A 25,464-nucleotide genomic window follows, 5' to 3' on the forward strand; every position below is an offset into this window, starting at 1 on the left:
CATGTTAACAATTATAAAATTGTATTTTAGTTTTTTACGTGCTTGCCTGTTAAAGGCTCGTCCTACGGGCCCCGCGCACCCCGGGTGCGCGGGGCCCTTCGGCGTGTCGGGATATCGAATCGACGGCGATCAGGTAACAGGTCCGTTGAGAGTGCCCTTGGAATGGACTGCTATCCTGCCGCTCATTGGCTCTCCCCCGCCGGCGTCCGCGATGCTCCGGGTGCGGAGGGGGAAGGATTCCGGCCGGTGGGTCGACCCGGCGGTCCATGCCGCCCAACCGCTTTCGGATCACATGGGGACAGGCGAAGAAGGATGCTCAACGCAGTGGAGCAGGGAGTCGGGCGGACCGGGGAACCGGCGCCGCTGTTGTCGGTCGTCATGCCGATCTACAACGAGCAGGAGGCGCTGCCGCTGACCGTGCGGCGCCTGCGCCCGATCCTCGACGGCCTGGGAATCACGTATGAAGTGGTCGGCATCGACGACGGGAGCACGGACGCCACCCCGGCGCTGATGCAGAAGATCCACCAGGACTGGCCGGAGTTCCGGATCGTCCGCTTCGCCCGCAACTCCGGGCACCAGGCCGCGCTCACCGCCGGCATCCACCGTGCCTTCGGCGACTACGTCGTCTCCATCGACGCCGACCTCCAGGACCCGCCGGAGAAGATCCCCGAGATGCTCTCGCTCGCGCGGGAGCGGGACCTCGACATCGTCTACGGCGTGCGCGGCGACCGCGGCACCGACACGATCTTCAAGCGCCGCACCGCCGGCGCCTACTACTGGCTGATGCGCAAGCTCGTCGGCAAGAAGATGCCCAACCAGGCCGGTGACTTCCGGCTGCTCAGCCGCGCGGCGGTGGACGCTCTCAAGGCGATGCCCGAGCACCAGCCGGTCTACCGGCTGCTGGTGCCGTGGCTCGGCTTCCCGAGTGGCGAGGTCGTCTACGTGCGCGAGGAGCGGGTCGCCGGCTCGACCCACTACCCGCTGTCCAAGATGGTCCGCCTCGCCGTCGACAGCGTCACCAACTTCTCCGCGAGCCCGCTGCGGCTCGCCACCTGGCTCGGCCTGCTGAGCTTCGTGCTCTGCTTCGCCCTCGGCGTCTACACCGTGGTCGCGTACGCGCTCGACAAGACCGTCCCCGGCTGGTCCTCGCTGTTCATCGGCATGCTGTTCCTCGGCGCCGTGCAGCTCTTCTGCATGGGCCTCCTGGGCGAGTACGTCGGCCGCATCTACTCGGCGGCACAGGCCAGGCCGGCCTACTTCGTCGGCTATGACTCGGCGGAGGGGACCGACCCCGCGACAGCTCGTCGCAGCGCCTCCTACACGGGCTGACCGGAGTCGTTCCGACGCCGGTCGACGGACCGCCGCCGGCCTCCACCGGGCTGCCGTGCTGCGAGCTGTGAGCTCGGACGAGAGAACGGACACCATGCATACGAACAGCACCGCGACCGGAGCAGTGCCGGCCACCGGAGGACGCCCGGGTATTCCGGCGCCGTCCGGCGGGCGGCCCGGCGGCACGGCGGACGGGAGAACCGGGGCCCACGCCCTCTGGCGGTTCCTCCCTGCGGTCTGCGCGTACCTGCTCCTGGTGGGGCTGCTGTTGGCCGCGGACACCAGGGTCGGTGACATCGCCCGGTACACCTTCTACGCGGGCTGGGGCGTGGTGCTTCCGGGCACCCTGGTCTTCCGGGCCCTGCGCAGGCGTCCGCACACCCTGCTGGAGGACCTCGTCTTCGGCGCGGTGACCGGGCTGGTGCTGGAGCTGGCGGCGTGGGCGGTCCTCGTCCGCGCGGGCCTCCAGTCGGTGGCCGTCGGGTGGCCGCTCGCCGTGGTCGTCCCGTTCCTGCTCGTCCCGCGCCTGCGCCGGCACTGGCGCCCCAGCGGGTACCGGCGGCTGTCCCTCGGCTGTTCCTGGTCGATGGCCGGGCTGGTGGGCCTGACCAGCCTGTACTACTACCTGGTCTTCCTGTCGAAGTTCCCGGTCCTGGCGACGGACGAGAAGTCACGGCTGTTCGGCGACATGCCGTACATGCTGTCGCTGGCGGCCAACGCCAAGCAGCACGTGCCGCTGACCTTGCCGCAGGTGGCGGGGGAGCCGCTCCACTACCACTGGTTCACGTTCGCGCACATGGCGATGACCGACATGGTCGGCCACATCGACCTGCCGGTGGTCGAGACCAGGCTGCTCGTCCCCGCGTTCGCCGCGCTCGGTGCGCTGATCACGGCGGTGGTGGCCCAGCGGATCACCGGTCGGGCGTGGGCCGGCCCGCTCGCCGCGCTGCTGCTCTTCGCGGTCGGCGAGTTCACCGCGGTCTACCCGAACACCGTGATGAGCTGGACCTTCGGTGCGCCGGCCGTCCGGTTGATGTCCTGGTCGAGCATGTCGCTGACGTACAGTCAGCCGCTGCTGATCGCGCTGATCGGCGTGGTCGCCGACGGGCTCCGCAGGGTCGGCGGCCCGGGCGACGCCGACGGGCCGCCCCGGGCACCGGAGTTCGGGTGGGGAGTCTTCGTCCTGGCGGCGATGTTCGCGACCGCCTCCAGTGCGGCCAAGGCGAGCACCCTCCCGGTGGCACTCGCGGGTCTGGCCGTCGCCGGCCTGGCGGTCCTGATCAGGACCCGGCGCATCCCCTGGAGGGTTGTCGGGCTGGGCGCGGCCATCGCGGGCGCCCAGCTCTTCGCGACGGCGGTGATCTTCGACTTCGAGAGCTACGGCCTGGAGGTCATCCCCTTCGGCAACATCCAGAAGTACTGGGCCGAACCCGTGGAGGGCCGGCCGGTGCTGCTGCAGAGCGGTCTGGTCGCGGCCGTCCTGATCGCCTTCTTCCTGAACCACCAGATCAAGCTCCTCGGCGCGGTGCCGCTGCTGTGGCGGCGCCGCCTCCGGCTCGACGCGGTGCAGTGGTTCCTGCTCGGCGCGGTGGTCGCCGGACCGGCGGCCTACCTGGTGGTCAACGGTTACAACGCCAGCTACTTCACCATCTCCGCGATGCCCTTCGGGGCGGTGCTGTCCGCCTGGGGGTACTGCGAGGCCTTCGAACGGGCCACGCTGCCCAAGGCAGCGAAGGCCGCCCTGGCCGTCGGCGCGGTGGCCCTGACCGGACTGTTCACCTGGCTCTCGTACCGGTTCTCGGCGGACTGGGAGACCTTCCTGCGCGAGCACACCGGGGACGGCACCGGCACCGAGCCGTACACGCCGCTGCTGCCGGCGCTGAGCGTGGCGGCCGCGTTCGCGGTGCTGGCGGTCCTCCTGGGGCTGCTCTGGCGCCTGCTCTCCAGGGCGGCGGGCGGTCTGCGGCGCCGGGGCGGGGTCGTCCTGCTCACCGCCGGACTGACGCTCGGCACCCCGGGTCTCGCCCTCGATGCCATTCAGGCCCACGAGACCCTGTGGGACGGCAGCTGGGTGATGCCGGCGAGCCAGGTGAACGCCGCGCGCTGGATCCGCTCGCACAGCGCGCCCTCGGACATCCTGGCGACGAACAGCCACTGCTGGCAGTACGAGGACTACGCGGACGGCCTGCCGTGCGCCAACTACCGTTCGCACTGGCTCAGCGGCTACTCGGAGCGCTCGGTCCTCATCGAGGGCTGGGCGTACGCGCCGAGGCTGATGGCCAGCGCGAACGGGGCGTCGGCCTCCGGCTCGCCGTTCTGGGACACCGAGCTGTTCCAGCTCAACGAGGCCGCGTTCTACGCGCCGACGCCGGACGTCCTGAACCGGCTGCACCGCGATCACAAGGTCCGCTACCTCGTGGTCCAGCGGAAGGCCGGCGCCGAGTCACCGCAGCTCAAGGACCTCGCCAAGCCGGTGTTCGACAACGGCCGGGTGGCCGTCTACGAGCTCTCCTGACCCGACGAACGAAGCAGTGGGCAATCCATGGTCTCCACCGACAACGCGCCGGCACCGGCCCCCGACGGCCGGGCGGCCGCGACGGCCGGCACCGCCAAGCGGCAGCTGCCGTCGTTCCTGGTCATCGGCGTGCTCAGCACGCTCTTCTACCTGGGCCTGTACGTGGTGGCCCGCCAGGTCGTCGACCAGCAGGCGGCGAACCTGATCGCCCTGGCGGTGAGCGCGGTCGCCAACACCGCGGCCAACCGGCGCTTCACCTTCGGCATCACCGGCTCGGAGGGCGCGGTGCGCCACCAGCTCCAGGGCGCCGTCGCCTTCCTGATCGGCCTGGGCCTGAGCAGCGGCGCACTCGCGCTGCTGGCCCTGCTCGCGCCGCACGCCTCGCGGGTGGTCGAGGTCGCGGGCCTGGTCGTGGCCAACGGCCTCGCGACGGTGGCCCGGTTCGTCCTCCTCAAGGTGTGGGTCTTCAGGACCCGCTGAGGGCGAACCGGGCCACCGGGGCCTGGCGTCGTGCGGTCAGGGCGCGGGGACCGCAGACCTGGCGGGTTCCCCGGCCTGCTCGGCCGACACCGGGACGACGACCGTGCGGGCCCGGCGTTCGGCCAGCGCGCGCACCGGCCGCGGCGTCCAGTCCTTCGCCTTCAACGCGGGCTTCTCGACCAGGTACCAGGAGAGCGCGGCGAGGACGACCGTCCCGCCGAGGGACAGCGGGAGGTAGACCTTCATGCCGTGGGTGTTGCCCCCGAGCGCGGCGACGGCCTGCTCGACGGTGAAGCCGTACACGTAGATGCCGTACGAGAAGTCCCGCTTGACGCCGATCCGTTGGAACGGCCGGGGCAGCCGGACCGCCAGCCAGAAGAGCAGGTACGCGAAGGCCGGGTAGCCGAACGCGAACAGCCCGCCGTAGCGCAGGCTGGCGACGAGCACGACGACCGACAGCAGCGCGAGCCCGGCGTTGATCGGGATCCGCTCCTTGTACAGCTGCACCGTGGCGCCGAGCAGGAAGACGAACGCCAGGTAGACGAAGTACTGGGTGTAGACCTGGCCGAAGACCGGCACGTGGATGTAGAAGCCCATGCTGTGCGGGTTGTTGACGAAGCCGGGAGTCGTCCGCCAGTCCTCGAAGATCAGGATCCAGCCGACCAGGGTCAGCAGCGGCACCGTCTTCTTCGCGCGCAGCAGCACGCCGCCGGCGGCCAGCAGGCCCATCATGACGTAGCAGAGCATCTCGTAGTCGAGCGACCAGAGGGAGCCGTTGATCCCGGGGTCGTGGTTGGTGCCGGCCTTCATGCCGTCGTCGATCACGTTCGAGATGTCGAACCCGGTGGAGAGCGAGGCGTTCCAGGCACCCGCCAGGTAGTTCAGCGGCCCGTGCGGGTGTGACCAGTAGCCGGTGAGCGAGTGGTGGGTCCGGTAGTACAGGGCGGGCGCCACCAGCAGGACGCAGACCAGGAGCGAGGCCCAGAGCCCGGGCAGGATGCGCAGGGCGCGGTGCCAGGAGTACCGGCCGATCGTGCTGCGCAGGGCGCTGCCGGTGATCATGAACCCGGAGAGCGCGAAGAAGCCGACCACCGCGAGCCGGCCGAGGTCTATCTGGCCACCGCTGAAGTGGGAGAGCGGAGCGGGCCGGCCGAATCCGAGCGGGTAGGCGTGGGAGTAGACGACGAGCACCGCCAGGGCCGTGCGGATCGCGCCGAAGCTGTTCTGGCGGCCGGACAGGCTGCCTCCTCCACCCCCTCCCATCAGCCACGCGAAGCGTCGGGTGCCGACGCCCCCGCGTATGCCGTGTGAGGGTCCCGCTTGGTGGGTCATGGTCGTCCGATCCGGCCGGCTGGGGAGCGGCCTGGGAAGGGGCCTGGGAGGGGGCAGGAGGGGCAGGAGGGATGACTGAGGGGACGTGAGCGCTCGCGCGCGCGTCCCCTCAGCCGGACCGGCAGTCGCTACTGCTGCTTCAGCGAGTCCGTGTAGGCCTTGCAGGCCTGGTAGTCCGGCAGCAGGCCGGTGGCGAGCGCCTCCGCGAGGGTGGGCGCGACCGCGTCACGGGCGGAGAGCTGCGGGGCGTCGGTCGGCCACTCGATGCCGAGGTCCGGGTCCAGCGGGTGCACGCCGTGCTCGCCGGTCGGGTTGTACGTCGCCGAGCAGAGGTAGGTCAGCGTGGCGTCGTCGCTCAGGGCGCAGAAGCCGTGGCCGAGGCCCTCCGGGATGTAGACGGCCGTGCGCTCGGTGTCGTCCAGCCGGACGAACTCCCACTTGCCGAAGGACGGCGAGCCGACCCGCAGGTCGACGATGACGTCCAGCACCGCGCCGCGGGTGCAGGCCACGTACTTGGCCTGGCCGGGCGGGACGTCGGCGAAGTGGATGCCGCGGACGACGTCCTTGGCGGACAGCGACAGGTTGGCCTGGGCCAGGTCCAGCGGGTGGCCGACGACCTCGGCGAGGAGGTCGAAGCGGTACCACTCGGTGAAGTGGCCACGGGCGTCGCCGTGCACCTGCGGGGTGATCTCGAAGGCGCCCTCGATGGAGAGCTCGCGGAACTTCACTTGGCGGCCGCCTCGTCGAGCAGGTCCACCAGGTACTGGCCGTAGCCGCTCTTCAGCAGCGGCTCGGCGAGCTCGCGCAGCTGGGCGTCGTCGATCAGCCCGGCCCGCCAGACGGCCTCCTCGATGCAGCCGATCTTGAAGCCCTGGCGCTCCTCGATGACCCGGACGAACTCCGAGGCCTGGACCATCGACACGAACGTGCCGGTGTCCAGCCAGGCGGTGCCACGGTCGAGGGTCGTCACGTGCAGGTCGCCGGTGCGCAGGTAGGCGTCGTTGACGGCGGTGATCTCCAGCTCGCCGCGGGCGCTCGGCTCCAGGGTGCGGGCGATCTCGACGACCCGGTTGTCGTAGAAGTACAGGCCGGGGACGGCGTAGCGGGACTTGGGCTCGGTCGGCTTCTCCTCGATGGAGATGACCTGGCCGCTCTCGTCGAACTCGACCACGCCGTACGCGGTCGGGTCGGCCACGGGGTAGGCGAAGACCCGGCCGCCCTTGATGTCGGAGTGCTCGGTGAGCGAGGTGCCCAGGCCGGTGCCGTGGAAGATGTTGTCGCCGAGGATCAGGGCCACCGGCTCGTCGCCGATGAAGTCCGCGCCGAGCACGAAGGCCTGGGCGATGCCCTCGGGCTTCTCCTGGACGGCGTACTGGAGCTTCAGGCCGAACTGGGAACCGTCGCCCAGCAGCCGTTCGAACTGGTCCCGGTCGTTCGGGGTGGTGATGATCAGGATCTCGCTTATCCCGGCCATCACGAGGGTCGAGAGGGGGTAGTAGATCATCGGCTTGTCGAAGACCGGGAGGAGCTGCTTCGACACCGCACGGGTCAGGGGCCACAGCCGCGAGCCGGTGCCGCCGGCCAGGAGGATTCCACGCATGGGAGCACCCTATTCGAGATCGCCCGACGCGGGAGGGGCCGGGTCGGGAGGGTGTTCGGGCGGCGGTAGACTACGCGCATTATGCGCATCCTCGTGACCGGCGGCGCCGGGTTCATCGGTTCGGAGTTCGTCCGTCAGCTCCTCGGGGCTGACGAGAACGCCCGGATCACGGTCTTTGACAAGCTCACCTACTCGGGCGTCCTGGAGAACCTCGCCCCGGTGGCCGACCACAAGGGCTACACCTTCGTCCAGGGCGACATCTGCGACACGGACGCCGTCGACCAGGTCATGCCGGGCCACGACGTGGTGGTGCACTTCGCCGCCGAGTCCCACGTGGACCGCTCGATCGCCGGTGCGGGCCCGTTCGTGCTGACCAACGTCGTCGGCACCCAGGTCCTGCTCGACGCCGCGCGCAAGCACGGCGTCGGCCGCTTCGTGCACATCTCCACCGACGAGGTGTACGGCTCGATCAGCGAGGGCTCCTGGACCGAGACCTGGCCGCTGGAGCCGAACTCCCCGTACTCGGCCTCCAAGGCCTCCTCCGACCTGCTGGCGCTGGCGTACCACCGCACCCACGGCATGGACGTCGTGGTGACCCGCTGCTCCAACAACTACGGGCACTACCAGTTCCCGGAGAAGGTCATCCCGCTGTTCACCACCAACCTGATCGACGGCAAGAAGGTGCCGCTGTACGGCGACGGTGGCAACGTCCGCGACTGGCTGCACGTCTCCGACCACTGCCGGGGCATCGAGCTGGTCATGCGCGGCGGCCGCGCGGGTGAGGTCTACAACATCGGCGGCGGCACCGAGGCCACCAACAAGGAGCTGACCGGCCTGCTGCTGGAGGCCGCCGGCGCGGGTTGGGACATGGTCGAGCACGTCGAGGACCGCAAGGGCCACGACCTCCGCTACTCGATCGACATCAGCAAGATCCGTGAGGAGCTCGGCTACGAGCCGCAGGTCCGCTTCGAGGACGGCCTCGCCGCGACCATCGCGTGGTACCGCGAGAACCGCGCCTGGTGGGAGCCGCTGAAGCAGAAGGCGGCCCTGGCCAAGTGACCGCGAACGCCGCCGCGCCCGTGCGCTGGCTGGTCACCGGCGCGGCCGGGATGCTCGGGCAGGACCTGCTCTCGGTGCTGGGCGCCGACGGGACCGCCGAGATCACCGCGCTGCGCCGGGCGGACCTCGACATCACCGACCCGGCGGCCGTCCAGGCCGCCGTCGAGGGCCACGACATCGTGGTCAACTGCGCCGCGTGGACGAACGTCGACGCCGCGGAGGCCGAGGAGGACGCCGCCACCGCCGTCAACGGCACCGGTGTGCGCCACCTGGCCGAGGCCTGCGCCAAGAGCGGCGCGCGGCTGCTGCACGTCTCCACCGACTACGTCCTGCCGGGCGACGCCACCGAGCCCTGCCCGGAGGACGCCCCGACCGCGCCGGTGAACGCGTACGGCCGCGGCAAGCTGGTGGGGGAGCGGGCGGTCGCCGAACTGCTCCCCGAGCACGGCTACGTCGTGCGCACCGCCTGGCTGTACGGCGAGCACGGCCCGAACTTCGTGGCCACCATGCTCAAGCTCGCCGCCCAGCGCGACACCCTGGACGTGGTGGACGACCAGCACGGCCAGCCGACCTGGTCGTACGCGCTGGCCGGCCGCCTGGTCGAGCTCGGCCGGGCCGCGCTCGCCGGGCAGGCCCCGGCCGGGGTCTACCACGGCACCGCGAGCGGCCGGACCACCTGGTGCGGACTGGCCCGCGAGACCTACGCGCTGAGCGGGCTGGACCCGGAGCGGATCCGCCCGACCACGTCGGAGGCCTTCGTCCGCCCGGCCGCCCGCCCCGCCTTCAGCGTGCTGGCCCACGACCGCTGGGCCGCCGCCGGGCTGGCGCCGCTGCCCGAGTGGCGGACCATGCTGGCCGAGGCCCTGGCCACGCCCGTCTTCGCCGAACTGGCCGCCACGGCCCGGACCACGGAGAGCGACAGACCTCAGTGAAGAACGCACTGACGAAGGTGGCTGCCGCGCTACCGCCGGGAACCCTGGCGGTGGCCGGCGGCACCGTCGTACTGGGTGCCGCCTCCTACATCCACCTCGGAGTGGCGGGCCACAGCCTGTCGGTCGACGACATGGCGAACGTCTCGCTGCTGTGGACGATCGTGATGTCGGTCGGCATCGGCGTCTTCTTCCCGATCGAGCAGGAGCTCACCCGGATCGTCTCGGCGCGCGCGGCGCTCGGCCACGGCGCCGCGCCGGTGCTGCGCCGGGCGACCCTGCTCACCGGCGGGATCCTCGCGGCGACCCTGGTCGCCCTCGGCGCCGCCTCCGGCCCGATCGCCCGGTCGATGTTCCACGGCGACCGCTCGCTGGTGCTGGCGCTCGGCGGGGCCTTCACCGGCATGGCCGTCTGCTACCTCACCCGCGGCGTGCTGGCCGGCCTCGGCCGCTTCGGCGCGTACGGCACCCAGCTCGGCCTGGACGGCGGCCTGCGGATCGGCCTGGCCTTCGCCTTCGCCGTGGCCGGTGTGCACTCGGCGCTCGCGTTCAGCCTGATCCTGGCCGTCGCGCCGATCATCGCCACGATCGTCACGCTGCCGCCGCTGCTGCGCGCGGTGAAGCCCGGCGAGCAGGTCGGCTGGTCCGAACTCTGCTCCGGGCTCGGCCTGCTGATCTGCTCGACGCTGCTCTCCCAGGTCGTGGTGAACGCGGCCGTGGTGAGCACCAAGCTGCTCGCGCCCTCCGACTCCGCGCTGATCGCCGCCCTGCTCAACGCGCTGGTGCTGGCCCGGGTGCCGCTGTTCGTCTTCGGCTCGCTCCAGGCCTCGCTGCTGAACGGCCTCTCCGCCGCGATCGCGGTCGGGGACCGGGCCGCCTTCACCGGGATGCTCAAGAAGATCGGCGCCGTGGTCGGCGGACTCGGCGTGCTCGGCGGCATCCCGGCGGTCGCCCTCGGCCCCTGGCTGATCCAGGTGCTGTTCGGCGCAAAGCCGGTGCTCGGCTGCCTCGACTTCTTCTGGATGTCCGCCGGAACCGTGGCGTACATGTTCGCGATGGTGCTCGGCCAGGCGCTGATGGTATTCAAGCGGCACAACCTTCAGCTGCTCTGCTGGGCGGTCGGCACGGCGGTCCTCGCCGCGATCACCTTCATGCCGGGCGACGTGTCCACCCGCGTGGTCGTTGCGTACACGGCGGGTTCCGTGGCCACCGTCCTCGGTATGCTGGCGGTCCTGAGGCAGAGTTTCGCCCGTTCGGCGACGAACTCCGCCGGCCTCGTCCAGCAGTCGGGGGACCCGAACGCCGCGGTGTTGAGCAGCCGGACGGCCGGTGACTGACCGTGTCCGCCCCTCATCTTCAGATCGCCGCGCAGCAGCGCGGGCCAGACCCCATTCATGGAGCCTCCGTGTCCCAGTACGACGATGTTTGGCTGGTGATCCCGGCCTACAACGAGGGCCAGGTGATCGCCGACGTTGTGGAGGGGGCGCGAAAGACGTTCCCGAACATCGTGGTCGTCGATGACGGCAGCGGCGACGACTCGGCCAAGCACATCATGGAGACGGGCGCGCACCTGGTGCGCCACCCGGTCAACCTCGGCCAGGGTGCCGCCCTCCAGACCGGCCTCGCCTACGCCCTGGCCCAGCCGGGCGCCAAGTACTTCGCCACCTTCGACGCGGACGGCCAGCACCAGACCGCCGACGTCGAGAAGATGGTCGCCCTGCTGCGGGAGGGCGACACGGACGTCGTCCTCGGCTCGCGCTTCATCGAGCAGAACGGGCAGGTGCCGTGGATCAAGCGGGTCGTCCTGCGCACCGCGGCGACCGTCAGCCCGACCGCTCGCAAGCTCAAGCTGACCGACGCCCACAACGGTCTGCGCGTGCTGAACCGCGAGGCCGCCGGCCGGCTGCGGATCACCATGAACGGCATGGCGCACGCGTCGGAGATCGTCAGCTTCCTCGCCGGCTCGGACCTCCGGGTCGCCGAACTCCCGGTGGACATCCTGTACACCGACTACTCACGCGCCAAGGGTCAGTCCCTGATCAACGGCGTCAACATCATCTTCGACATCTCGCTGCGGGAGCGTAGCCGCCGATGAAATTCTTCTGGATCCAGCTGGTTCTCATTCTCGGCTCGGTCACTCTCGCCTTCATGTTCATCCGGCGTTGGGACCGTGCCAACACCCGCGCCTGGAAGCGCATCGCGTTCTCGGTCTTCGTGCTCGTGAACATCTACGCGGTGCTGCGTCCCACCGACGTGACCTGGCTGGCCCACCAGCTCGGTGTCGGCCGCGGCACCGACCTGGTGCTGTACGGGATGGTGCTGGGGATGGGCTTCCTGACCCTGAACACCTTCCTGCGCTTCCGCTCGCTGGAGAAGAAGCTCACCGACCTGGCGCGGACCGTGGCGATCAACGAGGGCGCCCGTCTGAACGAGGAGCGCTTCGACCTGGACCTGCCGGTCTCGGCGCCGGTCGACCGCAGCAAGGCCTGATCCCGTGGCGACCTTCGAGTTCATGCTGCCGTACTACGGCGACGTGGCGCTGATGCAGGCCGCGGTGCGGAGCATCCTCGCGCAGACCGACCGGGACTTCCGGCTGACCGTCATAGACGACGGCAAGGAGCTGGACGTCCCGGGCTGGTTCGCCTCGCTCGGCGACGACCGGGTGAGCTACCTGCGCAACGAGCACAACCTCGGCATCACCAAGAACTTCCAGAAGTGCGTGGAGCTGTCCACGGCCGACCACGTGGTCATCATGGGCTGCGACGACCTGCTGCACCCGCACTACCTGGAGACCGTCCGGGCGATCGTCAAGGACAACCCGGACCTGGGCATGGTGCAGCCGGGCGTCGAGGTCATCGACGGCAACGGCGAGGTCAGCCGCTCCGGCCTGGCGGACAACGTCAAGGAGAAGATCTACGCGCCGACCGTCAAGGGCCGGCGGCTGATGGGCGGCGAGGAGCTGGCCGCGAGCGTGCTGCGCGGCAACTGGCTCTACTTCCCGTCGATCTGCTGGCGGGGCGAGGCACTGCGCGCGGTCAACTTCCGCGACGAGTACTCGGTGATCCAGGACCTGGCCCTGGTCGTCGACCTGCTGGAGCGCGGCGAGCAGATGCTGGTGGACAACACCACCGTCGTCTTCCAGTACCGGCGGCACGCCGTCAGCGAGTCCTCGGTGCAGGCCTTCTCCGGCACCCGGTTCACCGAGGCGGAGCGGTACTTCAACGCGGTGGCGGAGCGGATGGACGCCCGCGGCTGGCCGAAGGCCGCCCGTGCGGCCCGGTTCCGCAGCGCCTCGCGCCTGCACGCGCTGACCATGCTGCCGGGCGCCCTGAAGCGCGGCGAGCGGGCCGGCGCCAAGGTGCTGGTCCGCCACGCGCTGACCGGCGGCGACCGGCACTGACCGCTCGCACCCACTGGTACGGCACTGGGCCGGTAGTCCGAGTTCGGACTACCGGCCCAGTGCCGTTCGCGGTTCGGGGAGGGTCACTCGGGCAGGTCTGCGGAGAACCCGGGGAGCAGTTCGTCCTTGCGCGGGTACGGGTTGACCTTCGGGCAGATCAGCTTCCCGAGGTCGACCTTCGGGTCCGCCGGGTTGATGAGCCCCGGGGCGTCGACGCACTTGGGCGCGTAGCGTGAGCAGTGCCCCTTGGTGTCGGCGGTGGTCTGCGAGATCCAGGCCAGCATGCCGGCGCCCTCGTGCGGGTCGGGCATGTACTTGCTGGCGGTGGCGGAGCCGGCCATGCCGAAGAGCAGGCCCAGCGCGCAGAGGGCGCCGATGGCCACGCCGCGCTGGTTGAGGCGCAGCGGGAGACGGCGGCCGGTCTCCTCGGCCGTCTCGGGGGCCGAAGCGGCGCTCCGACGGCGGCGGGCGATCAGGTAGCAGGCCAGGCCGACGAGGACCAGCAGGCAGTAGAGCAGCTGCGCGCTGGTGCGCGGGTAGAGCATGACGGCCTGGTCGCGCTCCATGTGGGAGGCGTACCAGTAGCGCATCAGCAGGGCGCTCGCCGTGCAGGCGGCGGCGGTCAGGACGACGGCCCGGCCGATCCCGAGGGCCAGCGCCACGCCCAGGCCGACCAGCAGCAGGATCGTGAAGAGGCCGACCCCGCCGAGCTCGCCGGGGATCGGCCAGGTGCTCTGGCCGTCGGTGCCGGGGAGGTCGTCGCGCCACATCGCGAAGTAGGTCGGCTCGGTGTAGGTGTCGAAGTAGCAGTAGCGGTCGACCGTGCTCCCGGCGGACCCGAGCAGCCGGACCAGGTAGAGGGAGGAGACGGCCAGGAAGACCCCGGCGGCGGCGCCGATCGCGGTCAGGGCGTTGAGCAGGCCGGGGGTCCCGCCGGTGCGGCGGGCACGCAGCAGCAGCACCACGGTGAGGACCACCGCTCCGGCCGCGGACCACACGAACCAGCCGGAGTAGAGGTTGAACAGCAGTGCGATCCCGAGGCCGAGCACGGCGCCGCGGACGGCGACGGTGCGGCGCGGGAGTTCCGGGGCGCGCTGGAGGAGCTGCATCAGCTTCGCCAGCACGGGGAGGAAGGCGACGAGCACGAAGGTGGTGTACGGCTTGTACGGCTGCGCCATCGGCAGGGCGGCGGTGACGCCGATCCCGAGTGCCCAGAGCGGGGGCAGCAGCAGCCGCCAGGACAGGTAGGCGAGCGGGCCGAGCATCGCGACGAACAGCAGGTCGACGAGCTTGAGCGCGTAGCCGATCTGTCCGTGGGTGAGGTGTTCGGCGACGAAGGCGACGATGTGCGGGAACAACGGCGGGTAGGCGCCGTCGAGGGGCTTGCCGTCCATCAGGGCGCTGACCCAGGCCTGGAGGTTGCCGGAGTCCCCCGACTGGGCGTACAGAGGCCAGTTGGTGTCGCGCAGCGCGAGCGAGACGCCGGCCGCCAGGACGCCGGAGGACAGGCCCGCGACCGCGGCCGCGGCGAACCGGACCGGGACCTCCGCCCAGCGGCGCATCGCCGGCACCAGGACCAGGACGACGACGGCGAGCAGCAGCAGGAGCCGGAGCTGCAACGCGGCGAGGCCGCTGACCTGGCCGATCCGCGACATGGGGTTCAGCTCGATGGACGTTGCCAGGCCCGTCATGAGCAGGGCCGCCGCGACCGCGGTCAGGGCCTCCGCGGTCCAGAGGACGGCGGGGCCGCGCAGGGCGGCGGCCCGTCTTGTTCGCCTGGACGGTATGCCCTGTTGCATGCCCGGGGTGGAGGCGGGCTGCACGCTCGTCGTCACTGTTCGGTCCTTCTGCTCTTCCGCAGAGATTCGGTGCGGAGGCGGTGTGTGGTTTCGGTGCCGGACACCGAGATTCTGCCAGCCCCCCGGGCAGCGGATCAGCAGGGGCCGAACCACCCTGTCCTGGCGGGCCGTTGTCGTCCGTGGGGGGAGGAGTGTGTTGGCTCCGGCAGATCACCGCGTGGCACACTGCCGATGCGCTTCGACGAGTGGTGGCGGGAACCGTGGCGCGCCGCCCGGAGCCGGTCATGACGAGATCGCCAAACTCATACAAGTAGGGAAGTGTCCCGGTGCAGCCGCTGATCGACTCTGCCCACACGTCCGACGGCCCGGGCCGGGGTGAGGACGGCGGCACGAACGCGCCCGACACACCGGTCGTGCCGCCCCGGCTGCGGGCGCTCGCCGCCCACCGCTGGTTCTGGGCGGTGGTCCTGCTGCTCGGGTACGGCGGCCAGGTGGCGTTCCGCCTGGTGCTGTCGATCCACAACTACTTCCCGTCGGTGCACGCCGACGAGGACTCCTACCTGGTGATCGCGCGGGTGCTGGCCGGACGGCCGACCACCGAGATGCCGGTCGGCGTGGTGATCCCCGGCGGGTACCCGCTGCTGATCTCGCCGGCGCTGCGGATCGCCGACACCCCGGCCGCCGCGTACCACCTGATCATGGGCATCAACGCGCTGCTCAACGCGCTGGTGTTCCCGCTCGCCGTGGCGGCGGCGCGCCGGGTGGGCCTGTCCCGGCCGCACGCGTACCTGGTGGGCGCCGCCGTGGCGCTGGTGCCGCCGGTGGTCTTCTACTCCCAGTTCGTGATGTCGGACACCGTGCTCCCGGTGCTCCTGCTGGCCTGGCTGCTCGCGATGCACGGCTGGCTCTCGCCCGGCACCACGCGCCGCCGCGCGCTGTACGCGGCCGGGATGGGCCTGGCGGCCGGCTACTCGCTGGCCACCCACGACCGCGGCGGCGTGGTCGTGGCGCTGACCGCGCTGGTCCTGGTGGTGGTGCTGGCGCTCGGCTGGGCGCCGCGGCTCGCCTCGCTGGCCGGCGTCGGCGGGCTCGGGCTGTCGTACCTGGGCGCGAAGCTGCTGGCGCGCTTCGTCGAGAACCAGTTCAAGGACGTGCCGCCGAGCACCGTCGGCAACAAGGTCTTCGAGAACCTCGGGGACAGCAAGTACATCGGCACGATCATCGCCCGCACCTTCGGGCAGCTCTGGTACTTCATGACCTCCACGTACGGCTTCGGGGCGGTCGCCCTGGTGCTGTGCGTGGTGGTCGTCTTCCGGCGCCGGTACACGGTGGCCGAGCGGGTGGTGGCCTTCACCATGGTGGCCCTGCTGTTCGGCACCGCGCTGGCCTCGGCGGCCGGGCTGGCGGACAACGACCGGACCGACAACTGGGTGTACGCCCGGTACTGCGCGGTGCTGGTGCCGATGTTCATGGTGGTCGGCCTGGCCGCGCTGTGGCGGGCCGGGGTCCGCGCGCTGCTGTGGACGGCGCTGGCCGGCGTGGCGGCGATCGGGATCATCCAGCTGTCGGTCGGCGCGTACGCGGGTGCCGCGCTCAAGCTCTGGGTCAGTCCGTGGACGGTGCCGGACGCGATGTTCCTGGCCTCGACCTGGGACGACCTGCACATGGTCCGGACGAGCTTCGGCGCGCTGGCGGTGCTGGGCGCCTGCCTGCTGCTGCGGGTGGCCGGCGGGCGCCGGGTGGTGGCCGCGGTGGTGGGGTGCGTGACGCTGTTCGCCGCCTACGCGACGGTCGCCGTCACCGACAACGTCTCCGAGCCGCACGCCAAGGCCCGCAAGTACCAGGCGGTGGGCGTGGCCAAGGAGGCGGGCCTGCGCAAGGGCGACAACGTCGTCCTGGACATGGACCTCGACTGGGACACCCGGATGTCGATGGCCTACGAGGTCTACTGGGGCCGGGTCTGGTCGGACGACCTGAAGGACGGCTCCGCCCCGCCGGAGGCGGCCACCGCGTACCTGGCCGGCTGGAGCAAGGGCGACCTGCCGCAGACCAGCTGGCCGGACGCGCGGCCCGGCTGGCACGTCGCGAAGTTCAACAAGGACCGGGGCTGGGTGCTCTGGCGCAAGGACTGAGCGGGGACGTCACCCCATCGGGGCCGGTGAGGAGCGCCTCACCGGCCCCGATTGGCATCCGGGCTGCTCCATGTGGCAGTATGTCCAAGTTGCTCGGTTGAGTGCCGATGCTGCGCGCCTCCCGCCGGGAGGACCGGAAGCGAGTCCCATGTACTCGTCGTTCCCGTGATGGCCGTCAAGCGTGAGTTCTACGCCACGGCAGCTGCGGGGCGAAAGTACGGGAATCTTCCGGGAAGCGTGTGCGGGGCCTCGACCCGGCACCCCTCACCCCGAAAGTTTTAAACCGACGAATTACTTCGCCGGTTTTTTGCAAGCGCGAGTGCGACACGCCCGAGCGCGGGGGTCGGAGGGGGAGTCGCGAAGTGACTAAGGACAAAGGACTACTGAGTAGCCATGGCGGGACAGAAGATCCGCATCCGGCTCAAGGCCTACGACCACGAGGTCATCGACTCCTCGGCGAAGAAGATCGTCGAGACGGTGATTCGTACTGGTGCGCAGGTCGCGGGCCCGGTGCCGCTGCCCACTGAGAAGAACGTGTACTGCGTCATCCGCTCGCCGCACAAGTACAAGGACTCGCGCGAGCACTTCGAGATGCGTACTCACAAGCGTCTGATCGACATCCTCGACCCCACGCCGAAGACGGTTGACTCGCTCATGCGTCTCGACCTGCCGGCTGGCGTCGACATCGAGATCAAGCTCTGAGAGGCGCACCGAAGATGGCTAAGCAGATTAAGGGCATCCTGGGCGAGAAGCTCGGCATGACCCAGGTCTGGGACGAGAACAACCGGGTCGTCCCGGTGACCGTCGTCAAGGCTGGGCCCAATGTCGTGACCCAGGTCCACACCGCCGACAGCCCGGCCGGCTACGACGCCGTCCAGATCGGCTTCGGCGAGATCGACCCCCGCAAGGTGAACAAGCCCCTCGCGGGCCACTTCGCCAAGGCCGGTGTCACCCCGCGCCGCCACCTGGTCGAGCTCCGTACCTCGGACGCCTCCGAGTACACCCTGGGCCAGGAGATCACCGCCGAGCTGTTCGAGGCGGGTGTCAAGGTCGACGTGACCGGCACCTCCAAGGGCAAGGGCTTCGCCGGTGTCATGAAGCGCCACAACTTCCGGGGCCTCGGCGCCGGTCACGGTGTGCAGCGCAAGCACCGCTCGCCCGGCTCGATCGGTGGCTGCGCCACCCCGGGTCGCGTGTTCAAGGGCGTACGGATGGCCGGCCGGATGGGCCACGAGCGTGTGACCACCCAGAACCTGACCATCCATGCCGTTGACGCGGAGAAGGGGCTGCTCCTGATCAAGGGCGCAATCCCGGGCCCGAACGGCGGCCTCGTCCTCGTCCGCACCGCGGCGAAGGGGCTGTGAGGATATGAGCACCATTGACATCCTGTCGCCCTCGGGCGACAAGACCGGCAGCCTCGAGCTTCCGGCCGAGATCTTCGACGCGAAGGTCAGCGTTCCGCTGATGCACCAGGTCGTCGTGGCGCAGCTCGCTGCGGCCCGTCAGGGCACCCACAAGACCAAGACTCGTGGCGAGGTCCGCGGTGGCGGCAAGAAGCCGTACCGCCAGAAGGGCACCGGCCGCGCCCGTCAGGGCTCGACCCGTGCGCCGCAGTTCGCCGGCGGTGGCGTCGTGCACGGTCCCGTGCCGCGCGACTACTCGCAGCGGACCCCGAAGAAGATGATCGCCGCCGCTCTGCGCGGTGCGCTCACCGACCGGGCCCGCCACAACCGCATCCACGTCGTCACCGACGTGGTCGCGGCCGAGGTGCCGTCGACCAAGGCCGCCAAGAGCCTGTTCGGCAAGATCACCGAGCGCAAGAACGTCCTCCTGGTCGTCGAGCGCGAGGACGAGCTGGGCCTGAAGTCCGCTCGCAACCTGCCGCACGTGCACATCCTGGACGCCGGTCAGCTGAACACCTACGACGTGCTCGTCTCCGACGATGTGGTCTTCACCCAGGCCGCCTTCGAGCGTTTCGTGGCCGGTCCGGCCGCGTCCGCCAAGGCCGTTGCCGCTGAGGGCGAGCTCGAAGGGAGCGCCGCCTGATGAGCGACGTTACGAGCAAGACGTTCACGGACCCCCGTGACGTCCTGGTGAAGCCGGTCATCTCCGAGAAGAGCTACAGCCTTCTCGACGAGAACAAGTACACGTTCATCGTGTCGCCGGGCGCCAACAAGACCCAGATCAAGCAGGCCGTCGAGGCGGTCTTCTCGGTCAAGGTCGAGGCTGTCAACACGATCAACCGTCAGGGCAAGCGCAAGCGCTCCAAGACGGGCTTTGGCAAGCGCAAGGACACCAAGCGCGCCATCGTGACGCTGGCCGAGGGCAACCGCATCGACATCTTCGGTGGTCCGGTCTCCTAACGGAGATCGTGATCGTCGATAAGGACGAGGACGAGAGAGCCAAATGGGCATCCGCAAGTACAAGCCGACTACGCCGGGCCGTCGTGGCTCCAGCGTGGCCGACTTCGTAGAGATCACGCGGTCCACCCCGGAGAAGTCGCTGGTTCGCCCCCTGCACAGCAAGGGCGGCCGTAACAACGCCGGTCGGATCACCGTTCGCCACCAGGGTGGCGGTCACAAGCGCGCCTACCGCGTGATCGACTTCCGTCGTCACGACAAGGACGGCGTGCCGGCGAAGGTCGCGCACATCGAGTACGACCCGAACCGCACCGCGCGCATCGCGCTGCTGCACTACGCGGACGGCGAGAAGCGCTACATCATCGCGCCGCGCGGCATCACGCAGGGCGACCGGATCGAGAACGGCGCTGGCGCCGACATCAAGCCGGGCAACAACCTGCCGCTGCGCAACATCCCGGTCGGTACCACCATCCACGCGGTGGAGCTGCGTCCCGGCGGCGGTGCCAAGCTGGCCCGCTCGGCCGGCTCCGGCATCCAGCTGCTGGCGCGTGAGGGCAAGATGGCGCACCTGCGCATGCCCTCCGGCGAGATCCGCCTGGTCGACGCGCGCTGCCGCGCCACCGTCGGCGAGGTCGGCAACGCCGAGCAGTCGAACATCAACTGGGGCAAGGCCGGCCGTATGCGCTGGAAGGGCGTTCGCCCGACCGTGCGTGGTGTCGCCATGAACCCGATCGACCACCCGCACGGTGGTGGTGAGGGTAAGACCTCTGGTGGTCGCCACCCGGTCTCGCCGTGGGGCCAGAAGGAGGGTCGTACCCGTCGCCCGAAGAAGGCGTCGGACGCTCTCATCGTGCGCCGCCGCAAGACCAACAAGAAGCGCTAGGAGCAGGTCAGATGCCGCGCAGTCTCAAGAAGGGCCCCTTCATCGACGGCCACCTTCTCAAGAAGGTGGACGCGCAGAACGAGGCGGGTACCCAGAACGTCATCAAGACCTGGTCCCGCCGCTCCGTGATCTTCCCGGCCATGCTCGGCCACACGATCGCGGTTCACGATGGTCGCAAGCACGTCCCGGTGTTCGTCACCGAGTCGATGGTCGGCCACAAGCTGGGCGAGTTCGCTCCGACCCGCACCTTCCGCGGCCACGTCAAGGACGACCGCAAGTCGAAGCGTCGCTAGTCGCCTGAGCTTCACCGCCAGAACGACTCAATGACTTACTCCATTAAGGGGACAACCATGGAAGCCAGGGCCCAGGCGCGGTACATCCGCGTCACGCCCATGAAGGCCCGCCGCGTGGTGGACCTCATCCGTGGCCTGCCGGCCACGGAGGCCCAGGCCGTCCTGCGTTTCGCTCCGCAGGCCGCCACCGTGCCGGTCGGCAAGGTGCTCGACAGCGCCATTGCCAACGCCGCGCACAACTACAACCACTCCAACGTGGACGACCTCGTCATCAGCGAGGCGTACGTTGACGAGGGTCCGACCCTGAAGCGGTTCCGCCCGCGTGCCCAGGGCCGCGCCTACCGGATCCGCAAGCGGACCAGCCACATCACCGTGGTCGTCAGCAGCAAGGAAGGGACCCGGTAATGGGCCAGAAGGTTAACCCGCACGGGTTCCGCCTCGGCATCAGCACGGACTTCAAGTCCCGCTGGTACGCCGACAAGCTGTACAAGGACTACGTCAAGGAAGACGTTGCCATTCGTCGCATGATGACGAAGGGCATGGAGCGCGCCGGCATCTCGAAGGTTGAGATCGAGCGCACCCGCGACCGCGTCCGCGTCGACATCCACACCGCCCGCCCCGGCATCGTCATCGGTCGCCGTGGCACCGAGGCCGACCGCATCCGCGGCGACCTCGAGAAGCTGACCGGCAAGCAGGTCCAGCTGAACATCCTCGAGGTCAAGAACCCCGAGCTGGACGCCCAGCTCGTGGCTCAGGGCGTCGCGGAGCAGCTGTCCTCCCGCGTCTCCTTCCGCCGTGCCATGCGCAAGTCGATGCAGGGCACCATGAAGTCCGGCGCCAAGGGCATCAAGGTCCAGTGCTCCGGTCGTCTCGGCGGCGCCGAGATGAGCCGGTCGGAGTTCTACCGCGAGGGTCGTGTGCCGCTGCACACCCTGCGTGCGAACGTCGACTACGGCTTCTTCGAGGCCAAGACCACCTTCGGCCGCATCGGCGTGAAGGTCTGGATCTACAAGGGCGACGTCAAGAACATCGCCGAGGTCCGCGCTGAGAACGCCGCTGCCCGCTCGGGCAACCGCCCGGCCCGTCCCGAGGGTGGTCGTCCCGCCCGCGGTGGCGACCGCCGTGGTGGCGAGCGCGGTGGCCGTGGCCGTCGTCCCGCCGCTGCCGAGGCCCCCGCGGCCCCGGCCGCTGAGGCGCCGGCTGCCGAGAACACCGGAACGGAGGCCTGACTCCCATGCTGATCCCCCGTCGGGTCAAGCACCGCAAGCAGCACCACCCGAAGCGTCGTGGCGCTGCCAAGGGTGGCACCGAGCTCGCCTTCGGCGAGTACGGCATCCAGGCCGTCACCCCGGCCTACGTGACGAACCGGCAGATCGAGTCCGCTCGTATCGCCGTCACCCGTCACATCAAGCGTGGCGGCAAGGTCTGGATCAACATCTACCCGGACCGTCCGCTCACCAAGAAGCCGGCCGAGACCCGCATGGGTTCCGGTAAGGGTTCGCCCGAGTGGTGGATCGCGAACGTGCACCCGGGTCGGGTCATGTTCGAGCTGTCGTACCCCAACGAGAAGGTGGCTCGTGAGGCGCTGACCCGCGCAGCTCACAAGCTCCCGATGAAGTGCCGGATCATCCGGCGCGAGGCAGGTGAGAGCTGATGTCGGCCGGCACCAAGGCTGCTGACCTCCGCGAGCTGGACAACGAGGGTCTCGTTGCCAAGCTCCGTGAGGCCAAGGAGGAGCTGTTCAACCTCCGCTTCCAGGCGGCGACCGGGCAGCTCGACAACCACGGACGGCTCAAGCTCGTCCGTAAGGACATCGCGCGGATCTACACCCTGATGCGCGAGCGCGAGCTGGGCATCGAGACGGTGGAGAGCGCCTGATGACTGAGAACACCAACGAGACGCGCGGTTTCCGCAAGACCCGTGAGGGTCTCGTCGTCAGCGACAAGATGGACAAGACCGTCGTCGTCGCCGTCGAGGACCGCGTCAAGCACGCTCTGTACGGCAAGGTCATCCGCCGTACGAACAAGCTGAAGGCGCACGACGAGGCGAACGCCTGCGGCATCGGCGACCGGGTCCTCCTCGCGGAGACCCGCCCGCTGTCCGCGACGAAGCGCTGGCGCGTCGTCGAGATCCTCGAGAAGGCCAAGTAACGAAGTTGATGCGGTACGGCCGTATGTGCACCAGGTCCCTCGCGGGCGCTGGTGTGAGCAGCGGCCGGCCCGTCAGCTCTCGTTGACGATCAGGAGAAAGCTGTGATCCAGCAGGAGTCGCGACTGCGTGTCGCCGACAACACGGGCGCGAAGGAAATCCTTTGCATCCGCGTTCTCGGTGGTTCCGGTCGCCGCTACGCCGGTATCGGGGACGTCATCGTCGCGACCGTCAAGGACGCGATCCCCGGCGGTTCGGTGAAGAAGGGTGACGTCGTCAAGTGCGTCGTCGTCCGTACCGTGAAGTCGCGCCGTCGTCCGGATGGCTCGTACATCCGCTTCGACGAGAACGCCGCGGTCGTTCTGAAGAACACCGATGGTGACCCCCGTGGTACCCGCATCTTCGGCCCGGTGGGCCGCGAGCTGCGTGACAAGAAGTTCATGAAGATCATCTCGCTTGCGCCGGAGGTGCTCTAACTCATGGCGAACAGCATGAAGATCAAGAAGGGTGACCTGGTTCAGGTCATCACCGGCAAGGACCGCGGCAAGCAGGGCAAGGTCATCCAGGCCATGCCCGCCGAGAACAAGGTCCTGGTCGAGGGTGTGAACCGGGTCAAGAAGCACACCAAGCCGGGCCCGGGCACTCAGGGTGGCATCGTCACCGTCGAGGCGCCGGTGCACGTCTCCAACGTCCAGCTGGTCGTGGAGAAGGACGGCAAGAAGGTCGTCACCCGCGTTGGCTACCGCTTCGATGACGAGGGCAACAAGATCCGCGTTGCCAAGCGAACCGGTGAGGACATCTGATGTCTGAGACGACTGTTGAGAAGGTGACCCCCCGTCTCAAGGAGCGTTACAACTCCGAGATCAAGGGTCAGCTGCAGGAGCAGTTCTCGTACGAGAACGTCATGCTGACGCCCGGCCTGGTCAAGGTCGTCGTCAACATGGGTGTCGGCGAGGCCGCCCGTGACAGCAAGCTGATCGAGGGCGCGATCCGCGACCTGACCGCGATCACCGGTCAGAAGCCGGCCGTGACCAAGGCTCGCAAGTCCATCGCGCAGTTCAAGCTGCGCGAGGGCCAGCCGATCGGCACCCACGTCACCCTCCGTGGTGACCGCATGTGGGAGTTCCTGGACCGTCTGGTGTCGCTGGCCCTGCCGCGTATCCGTGACTTCCGTGGCCTCTCCCCGAAGCAGTTCGACGGCCGTGGCAACTACACCTTCGGTCTGACCGAGCAGGTCATGTTCCACGAGATCGACCAGGACAAGGTCGACCGTCAGCGCGGTATGGACATCACCGTCGTGACCACCGCCCAGACCGACGACGAGGGCCGGGCGCTCCTGCGCGCTCTGGGCTTCCCGTTCAAGGAGGCGTAACACATGGCGAAGAAGTCCCTCATCGCGAAGTCCGAGCGCAAGCCGAAGTTCGGCGTCCGGGCCTACACCCGGTGCCAGCGCTGCGGCCGTCCGCACTCGGTGTACCGCAAGTTCGGCCTGTGCCGTGTCTGCCTTCGTGAGATGGCGCACCGCGGCGAGCTGCCGGGCGTGACCAAGAGCTCCTGGTAGTCCTCTCCCAACAGAGGGACCAGGCACTTTAGGCACACAGCGAAGCAGAGGTGCCCGATCCCACACTGGTCCGTTTTGGGCCTACCGTACGGATTCCCGTAAGGTAGTGGGGTCGGGCCCCCTGCCACGGCTTCCCCATGGACGCCCGTGGCCCTTCTGGAGGGCTCGCACCCAGTCTTACGACGTCGCAGGTCCCCTGCGCTTGTGCCCCTGACGAACTCGGAAGAGTGCGGCAGGGGGACCTGGCGCGGAGAAACCGCGGCGAGAGAGGCCTGAGGCCATCATGACCATGACCGACCCCATCGCAGACATGCTCACGCGTCTGCGTAACGCGAACTCGGCGTACCACGACTCCGTGGCGATGCCGGCCAGCAAGATCAAGGCGCACGTCGCCGAGATCCTGCAGCAGGAGGGGTACATCTCCTCCTACAAGGTTGAGGAGCCCGTCGAGGGCGAGGTCGGCAAGAAGCTGACCATCGAGCTCAAGTTCGGCCCCAACCGTGAGCGCTCCATCGCCGGCATCAAGCGCATCAGCAAGCCGGGTCTGCGCGTTTACGCAAAGTCCACCAACCTGCCGAAGGTGCTCGGCGGCCTGGGCGTGGCGATCATCTCCACGTCTTCGGGTCTCCTCACCGACAAGCAGGCCGCCAAGAAGGGCGTAGGCGGAGAAGTTCTCGCCTACGTCTGGTAATTCGGGAAACGGAGGTACAGCAATGTCGCGCATTGGACGGCTGCCCATCCAGGTCCCCGCTGGCGTGGACGTCACCATCGATGGCCAGGCGGTCTCGGTGAAGGGCCCGAAGGGCACCCTCACCCACGTTGTCGCCGCGCCGATCGAGATCGGTAAGGGCGAGGACGGCACGCTGCTCGTCACCCGCCCCAACGACGAGCGTCTGTCGAAGGCCCTGCACGGCCTTTCCCGCACGCTGGTGGCGAACATGATCACCGGCGTGACCGCGGGCTACCGCAAGTCGCTGGAGATCAGCGGTGTCGGCTACCGAGTTCTGGCGAAGGGCTCCAACATGGAGTTCCAGCTGGGCTACAGCCACCCGATCCTCGTCGAGGCCCCCGAGGGCATCTCCTTCGTCGTCGAGTCGGCCACCAAGTTCCACGTGGACGGCATCGACAAGCAGAAGGTCGGCGAGGTCGCCGCGAAGATCCGCAAGCTGCGCAAGCCGGACCCGTACAAGGCCAAGGGTGTCAAGTACGCGGGCGAGGTCATCCGCCGCAAGGTCGGAAAGAGTGGTAAGTAAGCGATGAGTGTCTCTGTCAAGATCGGCAAGGGCAACGCCTACAAGAGCGCCGCTCGCAAGCGCCGCGCGATCCGCGTTCGCAAGCGCGTCGTCGGCACCGAGGTGCGTCCGCGCCTCGTCGTGACGCGTTCGAACCGTCACATGGTCGCCCAGGTCATCGACGACGCCAAGGGTCACACCCTGGCGTCGGCGTCCACCCTCGACGTGTCCATCAAGGGCGCCGAGGGCGACAAGACCGAGCTGGCCAAGAAGGTCGGGAGCCTGGTCGCCGAGCGCGCCAAGGCCGCCGGCATCGAGTCGGTCGTCTTCGACCGCGCGGGCAACCGGTACGCCGGCCGCATCGCCGCCCTGGCGGACGCGGCTCGTGAGGCCGGGCTCGACTTCTAAGCCG

The 25,464-nt window shown here is 69.3% G+C and carries 32 protein-coding genes; 28 read left to right on the plus strand and 4 right to left on the minus strand.

The window, feature by feature from the left end:
- Positions 1-312 precede the first annotated feature (312 nt).
- The 3 genes from ACFRQN_RS09060 (at position 313) to ACFRQN_RS09070 (ending at position 4,324) form a co-directional block, all read left to right on the plus strand.
- Positions 313-1,329 carry a glycosyltransferase family 2 protein gene (locus tag ACFRQN_RS09060; protein ID WP_074003966.1) on the plus strand — a complete coding sequence of 339 codons (1,017 nt, stop codon included), beginning with the start codon at positions 313-315 and terminating at the stop codon, positions 1,327-1,329.
- A 94-nt stretch (positions 1,330-1,423) separates the two neighbouring features.
- Entirely contained in the window at positions 1,424-3,844 is a 2,421-nt protein-coding gene (locus tag ACFRQN_RS09065; protein WP_143204612.1) for a hypothetical protein, read from the plus strand.
- A gap of 27 nt (positions 3,845-3,871) precedes the next feature.
- Positions 3,872-4,324, plus strand: coding sequence for a GtrA family protein (locus tag ACFRQN_RS09070; RefSeq protein ID WP_074003964.1), 453 nt, complete (start codon positions 3,872-3,874; stop codon positions 4,322-4,324).
- Positions 4,325-4,360: 36 nt separating this feature from the next.
- Here ACFRQN_RS09070 and ACFRQN_RS09075 read toward each other — a convergent pair whose 3' ends face one another.
- From ACFRQN_RS09075 to rfbA, 3 genes are all read right to left on the minus strand, one after another.
- Positions 4,361-5,587: an acyltransferase gene (locus tag ACFRQN_RS09075; RefSeq protein WP_074003963.1), complete on the minus strand. Its 1,227-nt coding sequence runs from the start codon at positions 5,585-5,587 to the stop codon at positions 4,361-4,363.
- Positions 5,588-5,784: 197 nt separating this feature from the next.
- Positions 5,785-6,384 carry a dTDP-4-dehydrorhamnose 3,5-epimerase gene (gene rfbC, locus ACFRQN_RS09080; RefSeq protein ID WP_049649033.1) on the minus strand — a complete coding sequence of 200 codons (600 nt, stop codon included), beginning with the start codon at positions 6,382-6,384 and terminating at the stop codon, positions 5,785-5,787.
- Positions 6,381-7,256 carry a glucose-1-phosphate thymidylyltransferase RfbA gene (gene rfbA, locus ACFRQN_RS09085; protein ID WP_049649034.1) on the minus strand — a complete coding sequence of 292 codons (876 nt, stop codon included), beginning with the start codon at positions 7,254-7,256 and terminating at the stop codon, positions 6,381-6,383. The genes rfbC and rfbA overlap by 4 nt, the downstream gene beginning before the upstream one ends.
- Positions 7,257-7,337: 81 nt before the next feature.
- On the opposite strand from rfbA, the gene rfbB reads away from it, so the two are divergent.
- The 6 genes from rfbB (at position 7,338) to ACFRQN_RS09115 (ending at position 12,644) form a co-directional block, all read left to right on the plus strand.
- Positions 7,338-8,315, plus strand: a complete 978-nt coding sequence (rfbB, locus tag ACFRQN_RS09090) for a dTDP-glucose 4,6-dehydratase (RefSeq protein WP_074003962.1) — start codon at positions 7,338-7,340, stop codon at positions 8,313-8,315.
- Complete coding sequence (gene rfbD, locus ACFRQN_RS09095) at positions 8,312-9,247, plus strand: dTDP-4-dehydrorhamnose reductase (RefSeq protein WP_074003961.1); 936 nt, start codon at positions 8,312-8,314, stop codon at positions 9,245-9,247. The genes rfbB and rfbD overlap by 4 nt, the downstream gene beginning before the upstream one ends.
- Positions 9,244-10,581 (plus strand): lipopolysaccharide biosynthesis protein, encoded by a 1,338-nt coding sequence (locus ACFRQN_RS09100; protein WP_181970608.1) that lies wholly within the window; start codon positions 9,244-9,246, stop codon positions 10,579-10,581. Before rfbD ends, ACFRQN_RS09100 begins: the two co-directional genes overlap by 4 nt.
- Positions 10,582-10,649: 68 nt before the next feature.
- Positions 10,650-11,339, plus strand: a complete 690-nt coding sequence (locus ACFRQN_RS09105) for a glycosyltransferase family 2 protein (protein ID WP_049649036.1) — start codon at positions 10,650-10,652, stop codon at positions 11,337-11,339.
- Entirely contained in the window at positions 11,336-11,734 is a 399-nt protein-coding gene (locus ACFRQN_RS09110) for a DUF2304 domain-containing protein (RefSeq protein ID WP_074003960.1), read from the plus strand. The genes ACFRQN_RS09105 and ACFRQN_RS09110 overlap by 4 nt, the downstream gene beginning before the upstream one ends.
- A gap of 4 nt (positions 11,735-11,738) precedes the next feature.
- Positions 11,739-12,644 carry a glycosyltransferase family 2 protein gene (locus ACFRQN_RS09115; protein ID WP_380739390.1) on the plus strand — a complete coding sequence of 302 codons (906 nt, stop codon included), beginning with the start codon at positions 11,739-11,741 and terminating at the stop codon, positions 12,642-12,644.
- Between the two features lie 83 nt (positions 12,645-12,727).
- Here the strand turns inward: ACFRQN_RS09115 and ACFRQN_RS09120 are convergent, their stop codons facing one another.
- On the minus strand, positions 12,728-14,479 hold the full coding sequence (locus ACFRQN_RS09120) for a hypothetical protein (protein WP_074003959.1): 1,752 nt from the start codon (positions 14,477-14,479) through the stop codon (positions 12,728-12,730).
- A gap of 290 nt (positions 14,480-14,769) precedes the next feature.
- Here ACFRQN_RS09120 and ACFRQN_RS09125 point away from each other — a divergent pair, with 290 nt between their 5' ends.
- The 19 genes from ACFRQN_RS09125 (at position 14,770) to rplR (ending at position 25,460) form a co-directional block, all read left to right on the plus strand.
- Complete coding sequence (locus ACFRQN_RS09125) at positions 14,770-16,575, plus strand: hypothetical protein (protein WP_380739392.1); 1,806 nt, start codon at positions 14,770-14,772, stop codon at positions 16,573-16,575.
- Positions 16,576-16,968: 393 nt separating this feature from the next.
- A complete protein-coding gene (gene rpsJ, locus ACFRQN_RS09130) occupies positions 16,969-17,277 on the plus strand; it encodes a 30S ribosomal protein S10 (protein WP_012785157.1) in 309 nt (102 codons plus the stop codon).
- Between the two features lie 14 nt (positions 17,278-17,291).
- Positions 17,292-17,939 carry a 50S ribosomal protein L3 gene (gene rplC / locus ACFRQN_RS09135; protein WP_030055817.1) on the plus strand — a complete coding sequence of 216 codons (648 nt, stop codon included), beginning with the start codon at positions 17,292-17,294 and terminating at the stop codon, positions 17,937-17,939.
- Between the two features lie 4 nt (positions 17,940-17,943).
- The gene (gene rplD / locus ACFRQN_RS09140; RefSeq protein ID WP_049649040.1) at positions 17,944-18,621 is read left to right on the plus strand and encodes a 50S ribosomal protein L4; all 678 of its coding nucleotides are present in this window, start codon (positions 17,944-17,946) and stop codon (positions 18,619-18,621) included.
- Positions 18,621-18,938, plus strand: a complete 318-nt coding sequence (gene rplW, locus ACFRQN_RS09145) for a 50S ribosomal protein L23 (protein ID WP_030280768.1) — start codon at positions 18,621-18,623, stop codon at positions 18,936-18,938. Before rplD ends, rplW begins: the two co-directional genes overlap by 1 nt.
- 43 nt (positions 18,939-18,981) lie before the next feature.
- A complete protein-coding gene (gene rplB / locus ACFRQN_RS09150) occupies positions 18,982-19,818 on the plus strand; it encodes a 50S ribosomal protein L2 (protein ID WP_030393297.1) in 837 nt (278 codons plus the stop codon).
- Between the two features lie 11 nt (positions 19,819-19,829).
- A complete protein-coding gene (rpsS, locus tag ACFRQN_RS09155) occupies positions 19,830-20,111 on the plus strand; it encodes a 30S ribosomal protein S19 (RefSeq protein WP_030055821.1) in 282 nt (93 codons plus the stop codon).
- A 57-nt stretch (positions 20,112-20,168) separates the two neighbouring features.
- Positions 20,169-20,516, plus strand: coding sequence for a 50S ribosomal protein L22 (rplV, locus tag ACFRQN_RS09160; RefSeq protein WP_030055822.1), 348 nt, complete (start codon positions 20,169-20,171; stop codon positions 20,514-20,516).
- Entirely contained in the window at positions 20,516-21,340 is an 825-nt protein-coding gene (rpsC, locus tag ACFRQN_RS09165) for a 30S ribosomal protein S3 (RefSeq protein WP_049649041.1), read from the plus strand. Before rplV ends, rpsC begins: the two co-directional genes overlap by 1 nt.
- Before the next feature lie 5 nt (positions 21,341-21,345).
- Complete coding sequence (gene rplP / locus ACFRQN_RS09170; RefSeq protein ID WP_030055824.1) at positions 21,346-21,765, plus strand: 50S ribosomal protein L16; 420 nt, start codon at positions 21,346-21,348, stop codon at positions 21,763-21,765.
- Complete coding sequence (gene rpmC, locus ACFRQN_RS09175; protein ID WP_049649042.1) at positions 21,765-21,989, plus strand: 50S ribosomal protein L29; 225 nt, start codon at positions 21,765-21,767, stop codon at positions 21,987-21,989. Before rplP ends, rpmC begins: the two co-directional genes overlap by 1 nt.
- Positions 21,989-22,261: a 30S ribosomal protein S17 gene (gene rpsQ / locus ACFRQN_RS09180; protein WP_030055826.1), complete on the plus strand. Its 273-nt coding sequence runs from the start codon at positions 21,989-21,991 to the stop codon at positions 22,259-22,261. Before rpmC ends, rpsQ begins: the two co-directional genes overlap by 1 nt.
- A 102-nt stretch (positions 22,262-22,363) precedes the next feature.
- Positions 22,364-22,735 carry a 50S ribosomal protein L14 gene (gene rplN, locus ACFRQN_RS09185; RefSeq protein WP_030393301.1) on the plus strand — a complete coding sequence of 124 codons (372 nt, stop codon included), beginning with the start codon at positions 22,364-22,366 and terminating at the stop codon, positions 22,733-22,735.
- Between the two features lie 15 nt (positions 22,736-22,750).
- Positions 22,751-23,062 (plus strand): 50S ribosomal protein L24, encoded by a 312-nt coding sequence (gene rplX / locus ACFRQN_RS09190; protein ID WP_030055828.1) that lies wholly within the window; start codon positions 22,751-22,753, stop codon positions 23,060-23,062.
- Positions 23,062-23,631, plus strand: coding sequence for a 50S ribosomal protein L5 (gene rplE, locus ACFRQN_RS09195; protein ID WP_030393302.1), 570 nt, complete (start codon positions 23,062-23,064; stop codon positions 23,629-23,631). Before rplX ends, rplE begins: the two co-directional genes overlap by 1 nt.
- A gap of 3 nt (positions 23,632-23,634) precedes the next feature.
- Positions 23,635-23,820 carry a type Z 30S ribosomal protein S14 gene (locus ACFRQN_RS09200; RefSeq protein WP_030055830.1) on the plus strand — a complete coding sequence of 62 codons (186 nt, stop codon included), beginning with the start codon at positions 23,635-23,637 and terminating at the stop codon, positions 23,818-23,820.
- 283 nt (positions 23,821-24,103) lie between these two features.
- Positions 24,104-24,511: a 30S ribosomal protein S8 gene (rpsH, locus tag ACFRQN_RS09205; RefSeq protein ID WP_030055831.1), complete on the plus strand. Its 408-nt coding sequence runs from the start codon at positions 24,104-24,106 to the stop codon at positions 24,509-24,511.
- Positions 24,512-24,533: 22 nt separating this feature from the next.
- The gene (rplF, locus tag ACFRQN_RS09210; RefSeq protein WP_049649043.1) at positions 24,534-25,073 is read left to right on the plus strand and encodes a 50S ribosomal protein L6; all 540 of its coding nucleotides are present in this window, start codon (positions 24,534-24,536) and stop codon (positions 25,071-25,073) included.
- A 3-nt stretch (positions 25,074-25,076) separates the two neighbouring features.
- On the plus strand, positions 25,077-25,460 hold the full coding sequence (rplR, locus tag ACFRQN_RS09215; protein ID WP_030280785.1) for a 50S ribosomal protein L18: 384 nt from the start codon (positions 25,077-25,079) through the stop codon (positions 25,458-25,460).
- Positions 25,461-25,464: the final 4 nt, after the last annotated feature.

It is taken from the genome of Kitasatospora sp. NPDC056800 (assembly GCF_042789775.1).
Taxonomy (GTDB): domain Bacteria; phylum Actinomycetota; class Actinomycetes; order Streptomycetales; family Streptomycetaceae; genus Kitasatospora.